Genomic DNA, 15641 nt, shown 5'->3' with positions numbered 1-15641 from the left:
TGCGGGCCTATAATTCCCCAATGGGAGTGACTTTTCCCCATTGCGGGCCTATAATTCCCCAATGGAAGCGGCTTTTTCCCCAATCAGGTGACGTGAGTCCCCATTGTGGTGCCATGATTCCCCAATGAGGGTGGCTAATTCCCCAATAAATCGCTTTGAGTGCCCATTGGAAGGGGATAATTCCCCAATGATCCATCATAATTGCCCAATCAGATCAAATCAATCTGAAAAGCCCTGCTCGAAAAAGCGAGCAGGGCTTACCTATTTTAATTTTTCCATAATACAATACGGTCTTTCCCGTTAATATCCTGTAATACCTCAACATGGGCGTCGGGACAATTCGATTTAATTAACTGCGGGACGCTCTCACCTTGATCATAACCGATTTCAAACGCGACCAATCGGGGGAGTCGTCTTAACTGCATAACCTGCTCAACAATCTCTCGGTAAGCCGCCAATCCATTTTCTTCGGCAAAAAGAGCGGCTTCGGGATCATACAACACGGTCGCATCCAGTTCTGAACGCTCCTTCTCAGGTATATACGGCGGGTTTGAGATGATCACGTCAGGCACTTCACCAGTTTCCCTAATTGGCTCAAGAAAATTGCCTTCAAAAAATTCGGCCTCAGCATCAAGCTGTTCACTATTTTCCTTTGCTACCGCCAAGGCGCGCTCACTTAAATCCGTTGCCAGCATCCGGACGCTTGGCATTTCTTTTTTTATCGTCAAGGCGATAATCCCGCTACCCGTTCCAATATCGACGACGACATCGCCTGCGTGAAGGTGAGGCATAATAGCAACAATCAATTCCTCAGTTTCTGGTCTTGGAATTAGCACATCACGGTTAACCCAAAACTCTCGTCCATAAAACGTAGCTCTTTCCGTAAAATGTTCAAGCGGCTTCCCGGTTCGTGCATGTTCCATTACCCACGACTCATACATTAGCCAAACGTCATCTGACAATTCCTCTTGCTGCTTTAACAAAAACTCCGAGAGATCAACATCCAACAAATGTTGCAACATCAACTCTGCTACACGAGGTTCACGATTTTGTTTTTCTAAAAAAGAAGAAGCCCATACGCGGGCCTCTTTAACGGTATTACTCACATTATTCACCGACTTCTTCAAGCTTTTTCGTTTGCTCTTCAATAATGAGCGCATCAATAATCTCGTTGATTTTACCTTCCATAATCTGATCTAATTTATTAATGGTTAAACCGATGCGGTGGTCTGTCACACGGTTTTGCGGATAGTTGTACGTGCGGATACGCTCAGAACGGTCACCTGTACCAACCGCTGATTTACGGTTTTCATCGTATTCTGCCTGTGCTTCTTGCTGGAATTTTTCATAAATACGAGCGCGAAGTACTTTCATCGCTTTTTCCTTATTTTTAATCTGTGACTTTTCATCCTGACAGGACACGACAATGCCCGTTGGCTCGTGTGTTAAACGAACGGCTGACATCGTGGTGTTAACGCTTTGCCCACCTGGACCGCTTGATGCGAATGTGTCGACACGAATATCTTTTTCGTTAATGTCGACTTCAACCTCTTCCGCTTCTGGTAAAACTGCGACTGTTGACGTTGACGTATGAATGCGTCCGCCTGATTCGGTCTCTGGAACACGCTGAACGCGGTGTGCACCGTTTTCGTACTTCAGCTTCGAGAAGGCGCCTTTACCGTTAATCATAAAAATAATTTCTTTATAACCACCCATGTCAGCTTCGTGGTATTCGATGACCTCGGTTTTCCAGCCTTGAGCCTCTGCATAACGGGAATAGAGACGGTATAGGTTGGCTGCGAATAACGCCGCTTCCTCTCCGCCAGCTGCCCCGCGGATTTCCAAAATAACGTTTTTCTCATCGTTCGGGTCTTTTGGAATTAAGAGTAGCTTCATTTCTTGTTCAAGATCTTCTACTTCTGGCTCGAGCTCATTTAATTCCTCGCGTGCCATTTCGCGTAAATCATCATCCGATTCATCTTCTATAATAGACTTCGCGTCTTTTATTTGTTGTGTGATTTCTTTATAGCGGCGGAATTTTTCCACAACCTCTTGAATATCTGATTGTTCTTTAGAATACTCGCGCAATTTATTTGAATCGTTGATGACTTCAGGATCCATCAACAGTTCTGTTAGTTTATTATAACGATCTTCAATACTTTGTAACTTATCAATCATTTCCGTACACCTCCACAATATATCATATCACACATGGTCAAAACATTTCGTATAAGGGCGGAAAAAGCTTAAATGCTGGGGACATTTAAGCTTTTAAAAACGAGAATGCTCGCTATAGAGACGTTTACTTGAACGTGGGTGGTTCGGAACTTCATGATGATGGCGGCAACGTGGTTCATAAGATTCCGATGCCCCGACTAATATGACGGGATCATCGTACGAAGCAGGCTCGCCATCGATTAGACGTTGCGTTCGACTAGCTGGTGAGCCGCATACCGGACAGATCGCATTAAGCTTCGTAACGGCCTCACTTAATGCCATCAGTTTAGGCATTGGGCCGAATGGTTCCCCGCGGAAGTCTTGATCTAAGCCGGCTGCCATGACACGAATACCACGGTCCGATAAGTCTTGCGCGACATCGACAATGCCCTCATCAAAAAATTGTGCTTCGTCTATTCCGACAATATCAATGTCCTCTGTGATGTATCGTTCGATATCACTTGAATCATCGATTGGGTGGGCGATGACGGAATCGCCATTATGTGAAACGACCTGTTCATCGTCGTAACGGTTGTCCAACGCGGGTTTAAACACAACCACCTTTTGATTGCCATAAGTTGCGCGACGAACCCTGCGAATTAATTCCTCCGATTTACCTGAAAACATACTACCACAAATGACCTCTAACCAGCCTTTGTGTTCCATCACATACATCATGCTTGGCACCTCATTTTATCTTTCTTTGTTCGTTTTCGACAATTATCGACTATATCTATTATGTCGTCCTATTATACAGGATTTTAAAGGGTATTATGTACTAAAATAACTCAAATAAGCATAAAGAAAACGCCAATTTATCACTGGCGAACCCTATGAAAAATAAATTAAAAAAGCTGACCGCTCAAGCCGAGCACCATGTGTAAGGTTATATCTTGTTATAACAATTACGATGGTGTTCAGCTGATGTGAACGGCCAGCTTCATTTTTAAAACATCCTAAATTAGTTAAGGTTGTATTTTTTCTTGAATCGGTCTACACGGCCACCAACTTTGTCAGCTTTTTGCTTACCTGTGTAGAACGGGTGAGAAGCTGAACTGATTTCAACACGGATTAATGGGTACGTGTTACCGTCTTCCCATTCGATTGTTTCATCAGAATCTAATGTAGAACCGCTTAGAAATTTGAAATCAGAGCTTGTATCTAAGAATACAACTTTACGATATTCTGGATGGATTTCATTCTTCATGCTATACACTCCTTCTTGCCCTGAATCCTTTGGAAACAGAGTTAATTTAACCGTCCTTGACGGGAATCCACATTCTTTTCATACAGAGAGATTATATCAACTTGCTTCATTTTTTGCAAGAAGTTTTTCGCCCTACTTTCGTGAGGAGCCACGCATTTCATCATCCATAATTTTGAAAAACTCGTCGTTCGTTTTCGACTGACGTAGACGACGTAGGAAACGTTCCAAGAAATCGTGTTGATCCTGCATCGTTTTGCGGATTGCCCACATTTTATCAAGCTGCTCTTTTGGCAGTAGTAATTCTTCTTTACGTGTTCCTGAGCGAAGTACATCAATCGCAGGGAAGATACGGCGCTCGGCCATGCTGCGGTCAAGGTGTAGCTCCATGTTCCCTGTACCCTTGAATTCTTCGTAAATGACGTCATCCATACGCGAGCCTGTATCGACTAGAGCTGTCGATAAAATCGTTAAGCTTCCACCCTCTTCGATATTACGCGCAGCCCCGAAGAATCGCTTCGGACGGTGGAAAGAAGCCGGGTCAATACCACCTGATAATGTACGGCCACTTGGTGGAATGACAAGGTTATAAGCGCGCGCCAAACGCGTAATACTATCGAGCAATATCACGACGTCCTGCTTATGTTCAACAAGACGCATCGCACGTTCTAGCACAAGCTCGGACACTTTAATATGATTTTCCGGTACCTCATCGAATGTTGAGCTGACAACATCGACATTATCATCAACTGAACGCTCAATATCCGTAACCTCTTCCGGACGCTCATCGATTAGTAGAATGATCAGCTTCGCATCTGGATGATTTTGCGTAATACTATTCGCAGCCTGCTTTAAAATCATCGTTTTACCCGCTTTAGGAGGTGCTACGATTAAACCACGTTGACCAAAACCGACTGGCGACATCATATCAATGATTCTCGTCGATAGAACGTTACTCTTCGTCTCAAGATTCATTTTACGGTCAGGATAAAGCGCTGTTAACCCTGGGAAGTGAATGCGTTCCTTCGCATTCTCCGGGTCATCCCCGTTTACCGCGTCAACATGCAGCAGACCAAAGTAACGTTCATTTTCCTTCGGTGGACGTGCCTTACCCGACACCAAATCCCCATTTCTCAAATCAAAACGACGAATTTGCGAGGCGGATATGTAGATATCCTCTGGACTTGGCGCATAATTAATCGGACGCAGGAAGCCAAATCCTTCGTTCTGAATGATTTCTAAAACACCGTCGACGAACATTTTGCCGTCTTTTTCAGCCTGCGCTTTTAAAATCGCAAAAATTAATTCTTTTTTATTTAATTTTGCATAGTAAGAAACGCCATAATCACGTGCTAAGGCATACAGATCCTTAAGCGTCTTCGTTTCTAATTCTGCAATCGTTAATGTCTCTACAGCCACAAAAACACCACTCTTTTAATATTTATTTGTTTCTTAACATCCTTGATGGATTTTGTAAAACATAATTGGATTGGTTCTGGATTGTCCATGAAGTGAGAAAAGGAAACACTTGAGGTTGGGTTGCTCCTTTATTTTATCCTTTTTAAGTCGAACAAGCAAGTTTATTTGGAAAAATGTTTGAGTGAGCCGGATTATTGTAGGAATGTTGCTAGCTGAATATGAGATAAATATGGTTCAGATTGAGAACTATTCTGTGGACTTTGAGTAATATTGAACGATTATTGAGAGCAACTCAACAACCATTGAGAAAAAAGAAAAAACTGGCGCGAGCGCCAGTTTTCCTCTATTCTTTAATGACTAAGTCTGGTTTTTTATTTAGGCTGTGCTTGCCATCGATGAAACGGACCGTACCTGATTTGGCACGCATAACGATCGTTTCGGTTGTAGCTTTGCTGCCTTTAAATTGAACGCCTTTTAGAAGTTCACCGTCTGTAATGCCTGTTGCGGCAAAAATGGCATCGTCACCACCGCAAAGGTCTTCCATTTTTAACACTTTGTCGACATCGGTAATTCCCATTCGGTGGCAGCGTTCGATTTGTTCGTCGTTTTTCGGCTTTAAGCGGCCTTGGATTTCACCGCCGAGGCATTTTAATCCGACAGCGGCTAACACGCCTTCTGGTGCGCCGCCTTCACCGAATAAAATATCTAAGCCAGTGTGGTCGAAGGCGGTGTTGATCGCGCCTGCGACGTCCCCTTCAGGAATGAGCTTAATACGAGCACCGGCTGCACGAATTTCATCAATAATTTCTTGGTGTCGTGGGCGGTTTAAGACAACGGCAACGACGTCTTCTACGTCTTTACCTTTAGCTTCAGCAACGGCTTTTAAATTCTCGGTCACGGATGCATTCAAATCAATCTTACCGACAGCTTCTGGGCCAACAGCGACTTTTTGCATATACATGTCTGGTGCATGAAGCATTTTGCCACGATCGGCAATAGCCACCACAGCTAATGCGTTCCACGAACCTTCTGCTACAATATTGGTCCCTTCCACAGGATCAACTGCAATATCGACTTCCGGACCAGAGCGGGTACCGAGTTCTTCACCTATGTATAACATCGGAGCTTCGTCACGTTCACCTTCTCCGATAACGACTGTTCCTTCCATTGGGATCGTGTCAAATACGGTACGCATCGCTTCAGTGGCTGCATCGTCAGCTTCTTCTTTTTTGCCTCGTCCCATCCAACGAGCTGAAGATAAGGCCGCTGCCTCTGTCACACGCACGATTTCCATTGATAGACTTCTTTCCATTGCTTCAGTGCTCCTCCCCTAAAACCTTTTAAGAATTTTGGTATTGTTTAATCTCTTCTTCCTCTAAATCTTCACGCCATATTTTGGCACCTAAGTTTTTCAATTTATCCGTTAAATGTTCATAGCCACGATCGATGTGCTCAACACCGACGATTTCAGTGACACCATTGGCCATTAATCCTGCGACTACCAAGGAAGCACCTGCTCTTAAATCACTGGCTTTGACCTTGGCGCCTTGGAGTGGTGCTGGGCCGGTTACAACGGCTGAGCTTCCTTCAACCTTAATGCTCGCATTCATCCGGCGTAGTTCATCGACATGCTTAAAGCGGGCTTGATAAATCGTATCTGTTACGATACTTGTTCCGGTAGCTTGAGTGAGTAACGATGTAAACGGCTGCTGTAAATCAGTGGCAAAACCTGGATATACTAAGGTTTTGATATCGACACTGGATAATGTTTTATCGCTTGAAACTATTAAGCGATCGTCTTCAGCGACAATTTTCACGCCCATTTCACGAAGCTTTGCCGTCAAGGACTCGAGGTGAATCGGAATCACATTATCGATTACGACTTCATCTCCTTTTGAAGCTGCAATAATCGTATAAGTACCCGCTTCAATTCGGTCTGGAATAATCGTGTGGCGGCATCCTGTTAATTGGTCAGCCCCTTCAATCCGAATAACGTCTGTTCCAGCCCCTTTAATGTTTGCGCCCATACTGTTCAGAAGTGTTGCGACATCGATAATCTCAGGCTCTTTCGCAGCGTTTTCAATGACCGTTTTCCCCTTAGCCTTTACAGCCGCAAGCATAATATTAATCGTTGCGCCAACACTAACGACGTCGAGATAAATTTTGGTACCTATTAATTCATCAGCACGTAGATAAATCGCACCCTGCTCGTTCGTTACCTGAGCACCAAGCGCTTCAAAACCTTTAATATGCTGATCAATCGGGCGCGGACCTAAATTACAGCCACCTGGCATACCAATTACGGCTTTTTTAAATCGTCCAAGCATTGCCCCCATGAAATAATAAGAGGCTCGCAATTGTTTGACTCGACCGTTTGGTAGTGGCATCGATACCATATCGGAAGAATCAATCGTGATATTTTCACCGTCCTGTTCGACTTGACCACCGATGTCTTCTAGTAAGCCATTTAATATTTCAATGTCTGAGATATCCGGAAGACCTTCTAACGTCACTTCGCCCTCAGCTAAGATCGTTGCTGGCAGTAATGCGACAGCACTGTTTTTCGCACCACTAACGCGGACAGTTCCACGAAGTGTGTGGCCTCCTTCGATGAGTAATTTTTCCATGATAATACTCCTCTTAAATTATTCTATCTTTAGTATGTGTGAATCGTTTGAAATCATGCTTTATAAATTGTGTCAAAACGTTGACAGAATTACTGGTTTGCTTGCTCCCAATCAGCTAGGAACTTTTCAATCCCTTTATCTGTTAATGGGTGTTGCACGAGCTGCTTGATCACTTTAAACGGAATGGTAGCGATATGTGCCCCGTGTAAAGCGGCTTCTGTTACGTGCATCGGATGACGAATGCTTGCCGCAATAATTTCGGATTCAATATCGTGTTGGTCAAAGATAGCGGAAATCTCCGAAATTAAGTTCATACCGTTTTGACCAATATCATCTAAACGACCTAAAAACGGTGATACATACGTGGCACCCGCACGTGCCGCTAGCAATGCTTGGTTAGCCGAGAAAATGAGGGTAACATTCGTTTTTACCCCTTTATCGGTTAAAATTTTACACGCTTTTAAGCCTTCTATCGTCATCGGAAGCTTAATCGTAATATTCGGTGCAATCGTAGCGAGTTCCTCGGCTTCCTTTAACATACCCTCTGAATCCTCTGAAATAACTTCGGCGCTGACAGAGCCTTCTGTGACAACTTGTGTTATTTCTTTTAACCGATCATGGAACGATACGTTTTCTTTTGCGACTAAGGATGGATTAGTCGTCACCCCAGCTAGAATCCCTAGACTGTGGGCTTCTTTGATATCATCAATATTCGCTGTATCAATAAAAAACTTCATGCTATTTCCTCCTATAGATAGAAATACGAAAAGGCCAATCCAAACCAACATGGATTAGCCACTTTCATATTAACATTATGCTTTTTGCGAAGAACCAAATTCGCGCATTTTACCGATGACGGTTTCTTTAATTTTGTCGCGACTTGGTCCTAAATATTTTCTTGGATCGTAAAGCTCAGGTTTTTCATCTAAAACTTGACGCACAACTTTTGCTTGCGCGATTTGATTTTCCGTATTGACATTGATTTTAGCTGTTCCTAAAGAAATCGCATGTTGTATATCTTTTGTTGGGATACCAGTTCCGCCATGTAGTACTAATGGTACGCCCGTAAGCTTTTGAACTTCTTCCATACGGTCGAAGCCTAGGTTCGGTTCGCCTTTATATGGCCCGTGAACAGAGCCTAATGCTGGCGCAAAGCAATCAACGTTCGTTTCACGCACTAACTGATCACATTCAGACGGGATAGCATAGGCTGCCTCAGCATCTTCTACAATCACTTCGTCTTCCTGCCCACCAATACGACCTAGCTCTGCTTCAACAGATACACCATGAAGATGAGCTAACTCTACAACTTTTTGAGTTAAAGCGATATTATCTTCTAATGGCATGTGTGATCCATCAATCATGACTGAAGTAAAACCTGCGTGAATCGCTTCAGCGCATTTTTCAAAGCTTGAACCGTGGTCTAAATGAATTGCTACAGGTACGGTTGTATGATACGAGTCCATTAACGATTTGATCATGGCGACCGCCACATTAAAGCCACCACAGTACTTAGCTGCCCCCTCCGAAACTCCTATAATAACAGGGGACTGCTCTTCCTCAGCAGCTTGTAAAATCGCTTGAACATATTCCATATTATTCATATTAAATTGGCCAACTGCATAGCCTTCATCTTTTCCTTTATTGAGCATTTCTCTCATCGAAACTAATGGCACAACTGGTTCCTCCTTTTGACGTTTCTAATCACTAATTATAGCATACCAACTGCACCACGAATTCGCAACTATACGCCTGACTCATTCACTCCTATTACGCCATTTATAATCCGCTTTACATCGCTTACAGAGAATGGTTTTTCTAATATATGACAAATGTCTAACTCGTTTAGTGTTTCCTTTAGCTCCTGACTTGCCATACCGCTCATAAGAACAACGGGAACATCAACATGAGCTTCTTTCAATTGTTTTATAAATTGATCACCACGAATGGACTCCATTAAATAGTCTAAAAATATCAATTTTGGTGGGTTATCTAATGCTTCGTTTAGGGCGATATCCGGACGTTCGAAAGTTTTTAACTCAAAACCTTCTTGTCCGATAATCTCGGAAAGTAATAACCGAATTCCCGCCTCATCATCCACCACATAAATTTCACCCTTATTCATTATATCCCCCTCTATTTTTAGACGTTCTTATAAGTCGTCTAATTCAACTTTACCAAAAAATAGGGGAGATTCAATAAGATATTTTGTCGAAAAAATATTCCATTTAGACTATTTTTGTTCTAGACTATATCCGACAAAATCTCTAAACAGAGGTTGCGGACGAGTCGGACGTGACTTGAATTCTGGGTGGAACTGCGATGCTACAAACCATGGGTGATCTTTGATTTCAATGATCTCAATCAAACGATCATCAGGGCTTTTGCCTGAAAATACGAATCCGTGCTCTTCCATCTGCTTTCGATAATGATTATTAAATTCATAACGATGACGATGGCGTTCATAAACGACTTCATCACCGTAAGCGTCATGGGCTTTAGTCTCATCTTCTAATCGGCAGGCATAAACGCCTAGGCGAAGAGTCCCACCTAAATCTTCTACTTCTTTTTGTTCAGGCAAAAGGTCAATTATTGGGTGCGGTGTATCTGGATCAATTTCTGCTGAATGAGCTCCCTCTAGCCCAAGGACGTTTCGTGCAAATTCTACGGTCGCAAGCTGCATACCTAAGCAAATTCCTAGGAATGGAATTTTGTTTTCACGTGCATAGCGAATCGCTGTAATTTTACCTTCAATCGCACGGTCGCCAAAGCCACCTGGCACTAAAATGCCATCGACGTCTCGTAAATATTCTTCTACATTTGATTCGTTTAATTCTTCAGAGCTGATAAATTTAACATCAACATCCGTATCATGGGTAAATCCTGCATGTTTTAAGGCCTCAGTAACTGAAAGATAAGCATCCTGTAAGGCAACGTATTTTCCAACTAGTGCAATCGTTAACGTGCTCGTTAAATTTTTAACCTGTTTAATGAGTGCCTTCCAATCATCCATCTTAGCTTCTTCACAATCTAATTCAAAGTGATCGCATGCGAGCTGATCGAGGCCTTGTCGTTGCATTTCTAACGTTATTTCATATAACACTTCACAATCACGCGCTTCAATAACCGATTTTTCATTAATGTCACAGAAAAGCGCGATTTTCTCTTTCATTTCCTGGCTAATCGCCATCTCTGTTCTTAGCACAATGACATCAGGCTGAATCCCTAATGAGCGTAATTCTTTAACAGAGTGCTGGGTAGGTTTTGTTTTCATCTCACCCGCTGCTTTAATGTATGGCACTAGTGTACAGTGAATGTACATCACATTTTCACGGCCAAGGTCGCTCTTCAACTGACGGATTGCTTCCAAAAAAGGCAAGCTCTCTATATCCCCAACGGTCCCGCCAATTTCAGTGATGACGACATCTGCGTTCGTTGCCTTTCCAGCCTGGAATACTTTGTTCTTAATTTCATTTGTAATATGTGGGATCACTTGAACTGTACCACCTAAGTAATCGCCACGGCGTTCCTTTTTAATGACGGTAGAATAAATTTTACCGGTTGTGATGTTACTGTACTTATTTAAATTTATATCGATAAAACGTTCATAATGTCCTAAGTCAAGATCTGTTTCTGCCCCGTCTTCTGTGACAAAAACCTCCCCGTGCTGATAAGGGCTCATCGTCCCAGGATCAACATTTAAGTAAGGGTCAAATTTTTGGATCGTGACATTTAAGCCACGGTTTTTTAATAGTCGTCCGAGTGAAGCTGCGGTTATTCCTTTCCCAAGTGATGAGACGACACCACCGGTTACAAAAATATACTTCGTCATGATTTATCCTGCCTTTCTGTTAGATCTATTTGAGGGAGTTTGTCATTAGTTTTTCCTTATAAGTCAATTAAATTGTATAAAAATAAAAAAAGCCCCCGAACAATGTCGGGAGCTTGTATTTTTTTGAGAGCCCACATAGAATATTAATGTTTTCCTAGAAAGAAGTCAAGGTAAATTATAATTCTTCACTTCTATATTCATCCGTATCTTCTTCTGGTTCTTCGTCATTTAGTTCATCATGAAATAAATCTTCTTCATCATTTTCTTCGTCGTCAACGTTTTCACCTTCACCTGTCACTTCATCAACGAAATCGTCCTCATGAATGGCTTCATCATCTTTTTTCTTATTCTTTTTCTTCTTTTTCTTTTTCTTAGGTGCTTCTTCATTAAATGAAATCGTATCATCTTCTTGTTGATCAAACGGATACCAATCCTTTAAGCCCCAGATGTTTGAACCAACAGACATGAAGCGACCATCAATGTTTAGATCTGTATAAAATTGAACGATGTATTTTTCCTTTTCTTCCTGTGTATATTCTTTCGCCTCGGCAATAAGATCGAAAACCTCATTGAAGTTCATCGCCTTTTTTTCTTCAGATAAAATGTCGTATGCAATTTGAACCATTGAAACTTCTTGGATATCTTCCTTTGAGTATTTTTCCAACGTCACTTCCAGCACTCCTTTACCCGAGAACATTCGGTACCATATTATTGCTATTTTTCTAGTTTACAGAATACCACAACCATTAGTCAATACAAGAGGGGTATTGTTGCTCGACAATCTTTGTGTACCGTGTTCAATTGTTGCCAAATAGTTGGTCGGTTATTCATTTTGTTGCGGGTTTAGTGGATGGATTGAGGATTCGTGATGATTTATTGGGGAATAAGATGGGTTCAATGGGGAATTATCGTGCTGCATTGGGCGAAAAGCACTCGCCATTGGGGATTCAGCACGCCTTATTGGGGAAAAACCTCTCATCTTTGGGGATTCAGCACGCCTTATTGGGGAAAAACCTCTCATCTTTGGGGATTCAGCTCACCTCATTGGGCAATAGTTGCTATTTATAGGGTGAAAAAAGTCTTCGCGAGCCTTGAGGCTTCGCGAAGACTTCCTTTTACATATTGCGGCGATATTGTCCGCCGACTTCATATAGTGCATTAGTAATCTGACCAAGACTGGCGACTTTAACTGTTTCCATTAGTTCTGCGAAAATGTTGCCGTTTGATGCGGCCACTTCTTTGAGTCGTTTGAGTGCCGCTTCAGCTTCAGCTTGATGACGGTCTTGGAATTCACGTAGGTGCTTAATTTGCTGTTCTTTTTCTTCTTGTGAAGCTCGTGCGACTTCCATTGAGTTAATCTCGTCTTCAGAAGGTGGGTTCGGGTTAACATATGTGTTAACGCCGACAATCGGTAGTTCTCCCGAATGTTTTTTCCCTTCGTAGTAAAGCGATTCTTCTTGGATTTTACCGCGTTGATACTGACGTTCCATCGCACCTAACACACCACCGCGGTCATTAATGCGTTCGAATTCCTGTAAAACCGCATCCTCGACCAAGTCGGTGAGCTCCTCTAAAATGAACGACCCTTGTAGTGAGTTTTCGTTTTTAATTAAGCCAAATTCTTTATTAATGATCATTTGAATCGCCATCGCACGACGGACGGATTCTTCAGTTGGCGTCGTAATCGCTTCATCGTAGGCATTCGTATGCAGTGAATTCGTATTATCTTGGATCGCAATTAACGCTTGAAGTGTTGTACGAATATCGTTAAAGTCTACCTCTTGTGCGTGAAGCGAGCGCCCTGATGTTTGGATGTGATACTTCAGCTTTTGGCTTCGTTCATTTGCCCCGTACTTATCACGCATGACCACAGACCAAATGCGTCGAGCCACACGGCCGATCACCGTATACTCTGGGTCCAGTCCGTTTGAGAAGAAAAATGATAAGTTTGGTGCAAATTTGTTAATATCCATGCCACGGCTTAAATAATACTCCACATACGTAAAGCCGTTTGCGAGTGTAAACGCGAGCTGACTAATTGGATTCGCACCCGCTTCGGCAATGTGATAGCCTGAGATGGATACGGAATAATAGTTACGTACTTCGCGATCGATAAAGTATTCCTGAATGTCCCCCATCATACGCAACGCAAACTCGGTTGAGAAAATACACGTATTTTGGCCTTGGTCTTCTTTTAAGATATCCGCTTGAACCGTCCCGCGTACTACGGAAATTGTTTCGTCTTTAAGTAGTTCGTATTCTTCAGCATTCGGTTCTCGGCCATTTTCTTCTTTAAACTTATTCACCTGCTGATCAATCGCGGTATTAAAATACATCGCTAAAATAATCGGCGCTGGCCCGTTAATCGTCATCGATACAGACGTCATCGGATCAATTAAATCGAATCCATCATACAGCTTCTTCATATCGTCGAGTGTACAAATGCTTACGCCTGACTCACCGACTTTACCGAAAATGTCTGGACGTTCGTCTGGGTCTTCTCCATATAACGTCACCGAGTCAAACGCCGTACTTAAGCGCTTCGCCGGTTCGTTTTTCGATAAATAGTGAAAACGGCGATTCGTCCGTTCTGGTGTCCCTTCGCCGGCAAACTGACGTGTCGGGTCTTCCCCTTTTCGTTTAAATGGAAAAACGCCTGCTGTAAACGGGAAGGAGCCGGGAACGTTTTCCATCAGAATCCAGTACAAGCGGTCGCCCCAGTCTTGATACTTCGGCAGCGCCACTTTTGGTACTTTAAGCCCTGAAATGCTCTCCGTGTTGAGTTCCACGGTAAATTCCTTATCGCGCACCTTATAAGTTAATTCATCCTGAGTATAGGTTTCTTTTAGCTCATCAAACTGTTCAAGCTTTTTTTTGTTCGCTGGTTCGAGTTGTTTTTCATATTGATCAATCATTTGTTTTAATTCCTCAACTTCACCGATTTCTTCTTGTGTTCCTTTTAATCGATAAAGCTTGCGTGCTAGCTCACTCTGTTCCTTCGCGCCTTCCCTATAGCCTTGAACGGTCTGTACGATATCACGTAAATATTGACGGCGATCGGGTGGAATGATTAAGTTTTGCTTTTCGACCAATTTAATTTTTGTATCAAACGGAACGTCTTCATCCCAGCCGTAGCGTTCGTTTATCGTTTCGACAATCGCGGCAAATAGCGTATTCGTTCCTGGATCATTAAACTGAGAGGCAATCGTTCCGAAAACCGGGAATGTGTCCGGGTCTTCGTGGAACAGCATCCGACTGCGACTATATTGTTTGCGCACTTGATTAAACGCATCCTCTGACCCTTTTTGTTCGAATTTATTAATGACGATATAATCTGCAAAATCAATCATGTCGATTTTTTCAAGCTGTGTTGGAGCCCCGAACTCTGCTGTCATGACATACATCGATAGATCCGTGAATTCGGTAATTTCCGCATCGCCTTGCCCAATCCCACTTGTTTCCACGATGATAAAGTCAAAATCAGCTGCTTTTACAACACGAATCGCGTCCATAATCGATTGAGATAGCTCCGTTTTTGAATCACGAGTAGCCAATGAACGCATGTAAATACGGTCGTTAAAAATCGCGTTCATACGAATACGGTCACCGAGTAGTGCACCGCCCGTTTTCTTCTTCGTTGGGTCAACCGATAAAATCGCCATCTTCTTGTCTGGAATTTCATTGATAAAACGGCGCACGAGTTCATCAGTTAAGGAACTTTTACCTGCCCCACCTGTACCAGTAATCCCTAAAACCGGCACATCATCACGTGTAATCGTTAACAGCTCTTCTAACTGTTCACTCGAAACTTCTTCATTTTCAACATGCGAGATCAAACGAGCAATGGCCTGATAATCACCCGTTTTCACCTGTTTTGTATCCTTCTCTAAATCGAGCGGTGTTGGGTGGTCACATTCTTCAAGCATGGCGTTAATCATCCCTTGAAGACCTTGTTCGCGACCATCATCTGGTGAAAAAATTCGTGCCACACCATGGTCGTGTAGCTCTTTTATTTCACGAGGTAAAATAACCCCGCCGCCGCCACCGTAAACACGAATATGGCCAGCACCTTTTTCATTCAATAAATCAACCATATACTTAAAATATTCGACGTGACCACCTTGGTAAGACGAAATCGCAATCCCTTGTACGTCCTCTTGAATCGCCGCGCTAACGACTTCTTCAACGGAACGGTTATGCCCAAGGTGAATCACCTCTGCTCCGCTCGCCTGCAAAATCCGGCGCATAATGTTAATCGAGGCATCATGGCCGTCAAACAAGCTTGAAGCTGTGACAAAACGAACAGGATGCTTCACTTTGTAGATGTCCTGTTGCATGAGAT

13 protein-coding genes are annotated in these 15641 nt (G+C 42.9%); all 13 read right to left on the bottom strand.

Annotated features, from left to right (window positions below; genetic code table 11):
- Nucleotides 1-266 precede the first annotated feature (266 nt).
- The 13 genes from prmC to icmF all read right to left on the bottom strand — a co-directional run bounded on the left by prmC (nt 267) and on the right by icmF (nt 15636).
- On the bottom strand, nt 267-1160 hold the full coding sequence (gene prmC, locus BLP77_RS02225; protein ID WP_245686779.1) for a peptide chain release factor N(5)-glutamine methyltransferase: 894 nt from the start codon (nt 1158-1160) through the stop codon (nt 267-269).
- Nucleotides 1108-2178 (bottom strand): peptide chain release factor 1, encoded by a 1071-nt coding sequence (gene prfA, locus BLP77_RS02220; protein WP_093855465.1) that lies wholly within the window; start codon nt 2176-2178, stop codon nt 1108-1110. Before prfA ends, prmC begins: the two co-directional genes overlap by 53 nt.
- A gap of 93 nt (nt 2179-2271) precedes the next feature.
- Nucleotides 2272-2892: a thymidine kinase gene (locus BLP77_RS02215; protein ID WP_093855566.1), complete on the bottom strand. Its 621-nt coding sequence runs from the start codon at nt 2890-2892 to the stop codon at nt 2272-2274.
- Between the two features lie 286 nt (nt 2893-3178).
- Nucleotides 3179-3424, bottom strand: coding sequence for a type B 50S ribosomal protein L31 (locus BLP77_RS02210; RefSeq protein ID WP_093855464.1), 246 nt, complete (start codon nt 3422-3424; stop codon nt 3179-3181).
- Nucleotides 3425-3556: 132 nt separating this feature from the next.
- Nucleotides 3557-4840, bottom strand: a complete 1284-nt coding sequence (gene rho, locus BLP77_RS02205) for a transcription termination factor Rho (RefSeq protein WP_093855463.1) — start codon at nt 4838-4840, stop codon at nt 3557-3559.
- A gap of 343 nt (nt 4841-5183) precedes the next feature.
- Nucleotides 5184-6152: a class II fructose-bisphosphatase gene (glpX, locus tag BLP77_RS02200; protein WP_093855462.1), complete on the bottom strand. Its 969-nt coding sequence runs from the start codon at nt 6150-6152 to the stop codon at nt 5184-5186.
- Nucleotides 6153-6180: 28 nt separating this feature from the next.
- Nucleotides 6181-7467, bottom strand: a complete 1287-nt coding sequence (locus BLP77_RS02195; RefSeq protein ID WP_093855461.1) for a UDP-N-acetylglucosamine 1-carboxyvinyltransferase — start codon at nt 7465-7467, stop codon at nt 6181-6183.
- Nucleotides 7468-7556: 89 nt separating this feature from the next.
- Nucleotides 7557-8204 carry a fructose-6-phosphate aldolase gene (fsa, locus tag BLP77_RS02190; RefSeq protein ID WP_093855460.1) on the bottom strand — a complete coding sequence of 216 codons (648 nt, stop codon included), beginning with the start codon at nt 8202-8204 and terminating at the stop codon, nt 7557-7559.
- A 75-nt stretch (nt 8205-8279) separates the two neighbouring features.
- Entirely contained in the window at nt 8280-9143 is an 864-nt protein-coding gene (gene fba, locus BLP77_RS02185; protein WP_093855459.1) for a class II fructose-1,6-bisphosphate aldolase, read from the bottom strand.
- Nucleotides 9144-9211: 68 nt separating this feature from the next.
- Nucleotides 9212-9592 (bottom strand): response regulator, encoded by a 381-nt coding sequence (locus tag BLP77_RS02180; RefSeq protein WP_093855458.1) that lies wholly within the window; start codon nt 9590-9592, stop codon nt 9212-9214.
- A 108-nt stretch (nt 9593-9700) separates the two neighbouring features.
- Nucleotides 9701-11299 carry a CTP synthase gene (locus BLP77_RS02175; protein ID WP_093855457.1) on the bottom strand — a complete coding sequence of 533 codons (1599 nt, stop codon included), beginning with the start codon at nt 11297-11299 and terminating at the stop codon, nt 9701-9703.
- Nucleotides 11300-11474: 175 nt separating this feature from the next.
- On the bottom strand, nt 11475-11969 hold the full coding sequence (gene rpoE, locus BLP77_RS02170; protein ID WP_093855456.1) for a DNA-directed RNA polymerase subunit delta: 495 nt from the start codon (nt 11967-11969) through the stop codon (nt 11475-11477).
- A gap of 445 nt (nt 11970-12414) precedes the next feature.
- On the bottom strand, nt 12415-15636 hold the full coding sequence (gene icmF, locus BLP77_RS02165; RefSeq protein ID WP_093855455.1) for a fused isobutyryl-CoA mutase/GTPase IcmF: 3222 nt from the start codon (nt 15634-15636) through the stop codon (nt 12415-12417).
- Between the last annotated feature and the right edge of the window lie 5 nt (nt 15637-15641).

This window comes from Tenuibacillus multivorans, from assembly GCF_900103915.1.
Taxonomy (GTDB): domain Bacteria; phylum Bacillota; class Bacilli; order Bacillales; family Alkalibacillaceae; genus Tenuibacillus; species Tenuibacillus multivorans.
The sequence above is the reverse complement of the archived record's forward strand: the minus strand, read 5'-3'. Positions and strand labels throughout refer to the sequence as shown.

Coding starts and splice junctions, on each gene's coding strand:
- glpX (WP_093855462.1), bottom strand. CDS start 6,152: ATGGAAAGAAGTCTATCAATGGAAATCGTGCGTGTGACAGAGGCAGCG.
- BLP77_RS02175 (WP_093855457.1), bottom strand. CDS start 11,299: ATGACGAAGTATATTTTTGTAACCGGTGGTGTCGTCTCATCACTTGGG.
- icmF (WP_093855455.1), bottom strand. CDS start 15,636: ATGCAACAGGACATCTACAAAGTGAAGCATCCTGTTCGTTTTGTCACA.
- fsa (WP_093855460.1), bottom strand. CDS start 8,204: ATGAAGTTTTTTATTGATACAGCGAATATTGATGATATCAAAGAAGCC.
- prmC (WP_245686779.1), bottom strand. CDS start 1,160: ATGCGCTCATTATTGAAGAGCAAACGAAAAAGCTTGAAGAAGTCGGTG.
- BLP77_RS02210 (WP_093855464.1), bottom strand. CDS start 3,424: ATGAAGAATGAAATCCATCCAGAATATCGTAAAGTTGTATTCTTAGAT.
- BLP77_RS02215 (WP_093855566.1), bottom strand. CDS start 2,892: ATGTATGTGATGGAACACAAAGGCTGGTTAGAGGTCATTTGTGGTAGT.
- BLP77_RS02195 (WP_093855461.1), bottom strand. CDS start 7,467: ATGGAAAAATTACTCATCGAAGGAGGCCACACACTTCGTGGAACTGTC.
- prfA (WP_093855465.1), bottom strand. CDS start 2,178: ATGATTGATAAGTTACAAAGTATTGAAGATCGTTATAATAAACTAACA.
- BLP77_RS02180 (WP_093855458.1), bottom strand. CDS start 9,592: ATGAATAAGGGTGAAATTTATGTGGTGGATGATGAGGCGGGAATTCGG.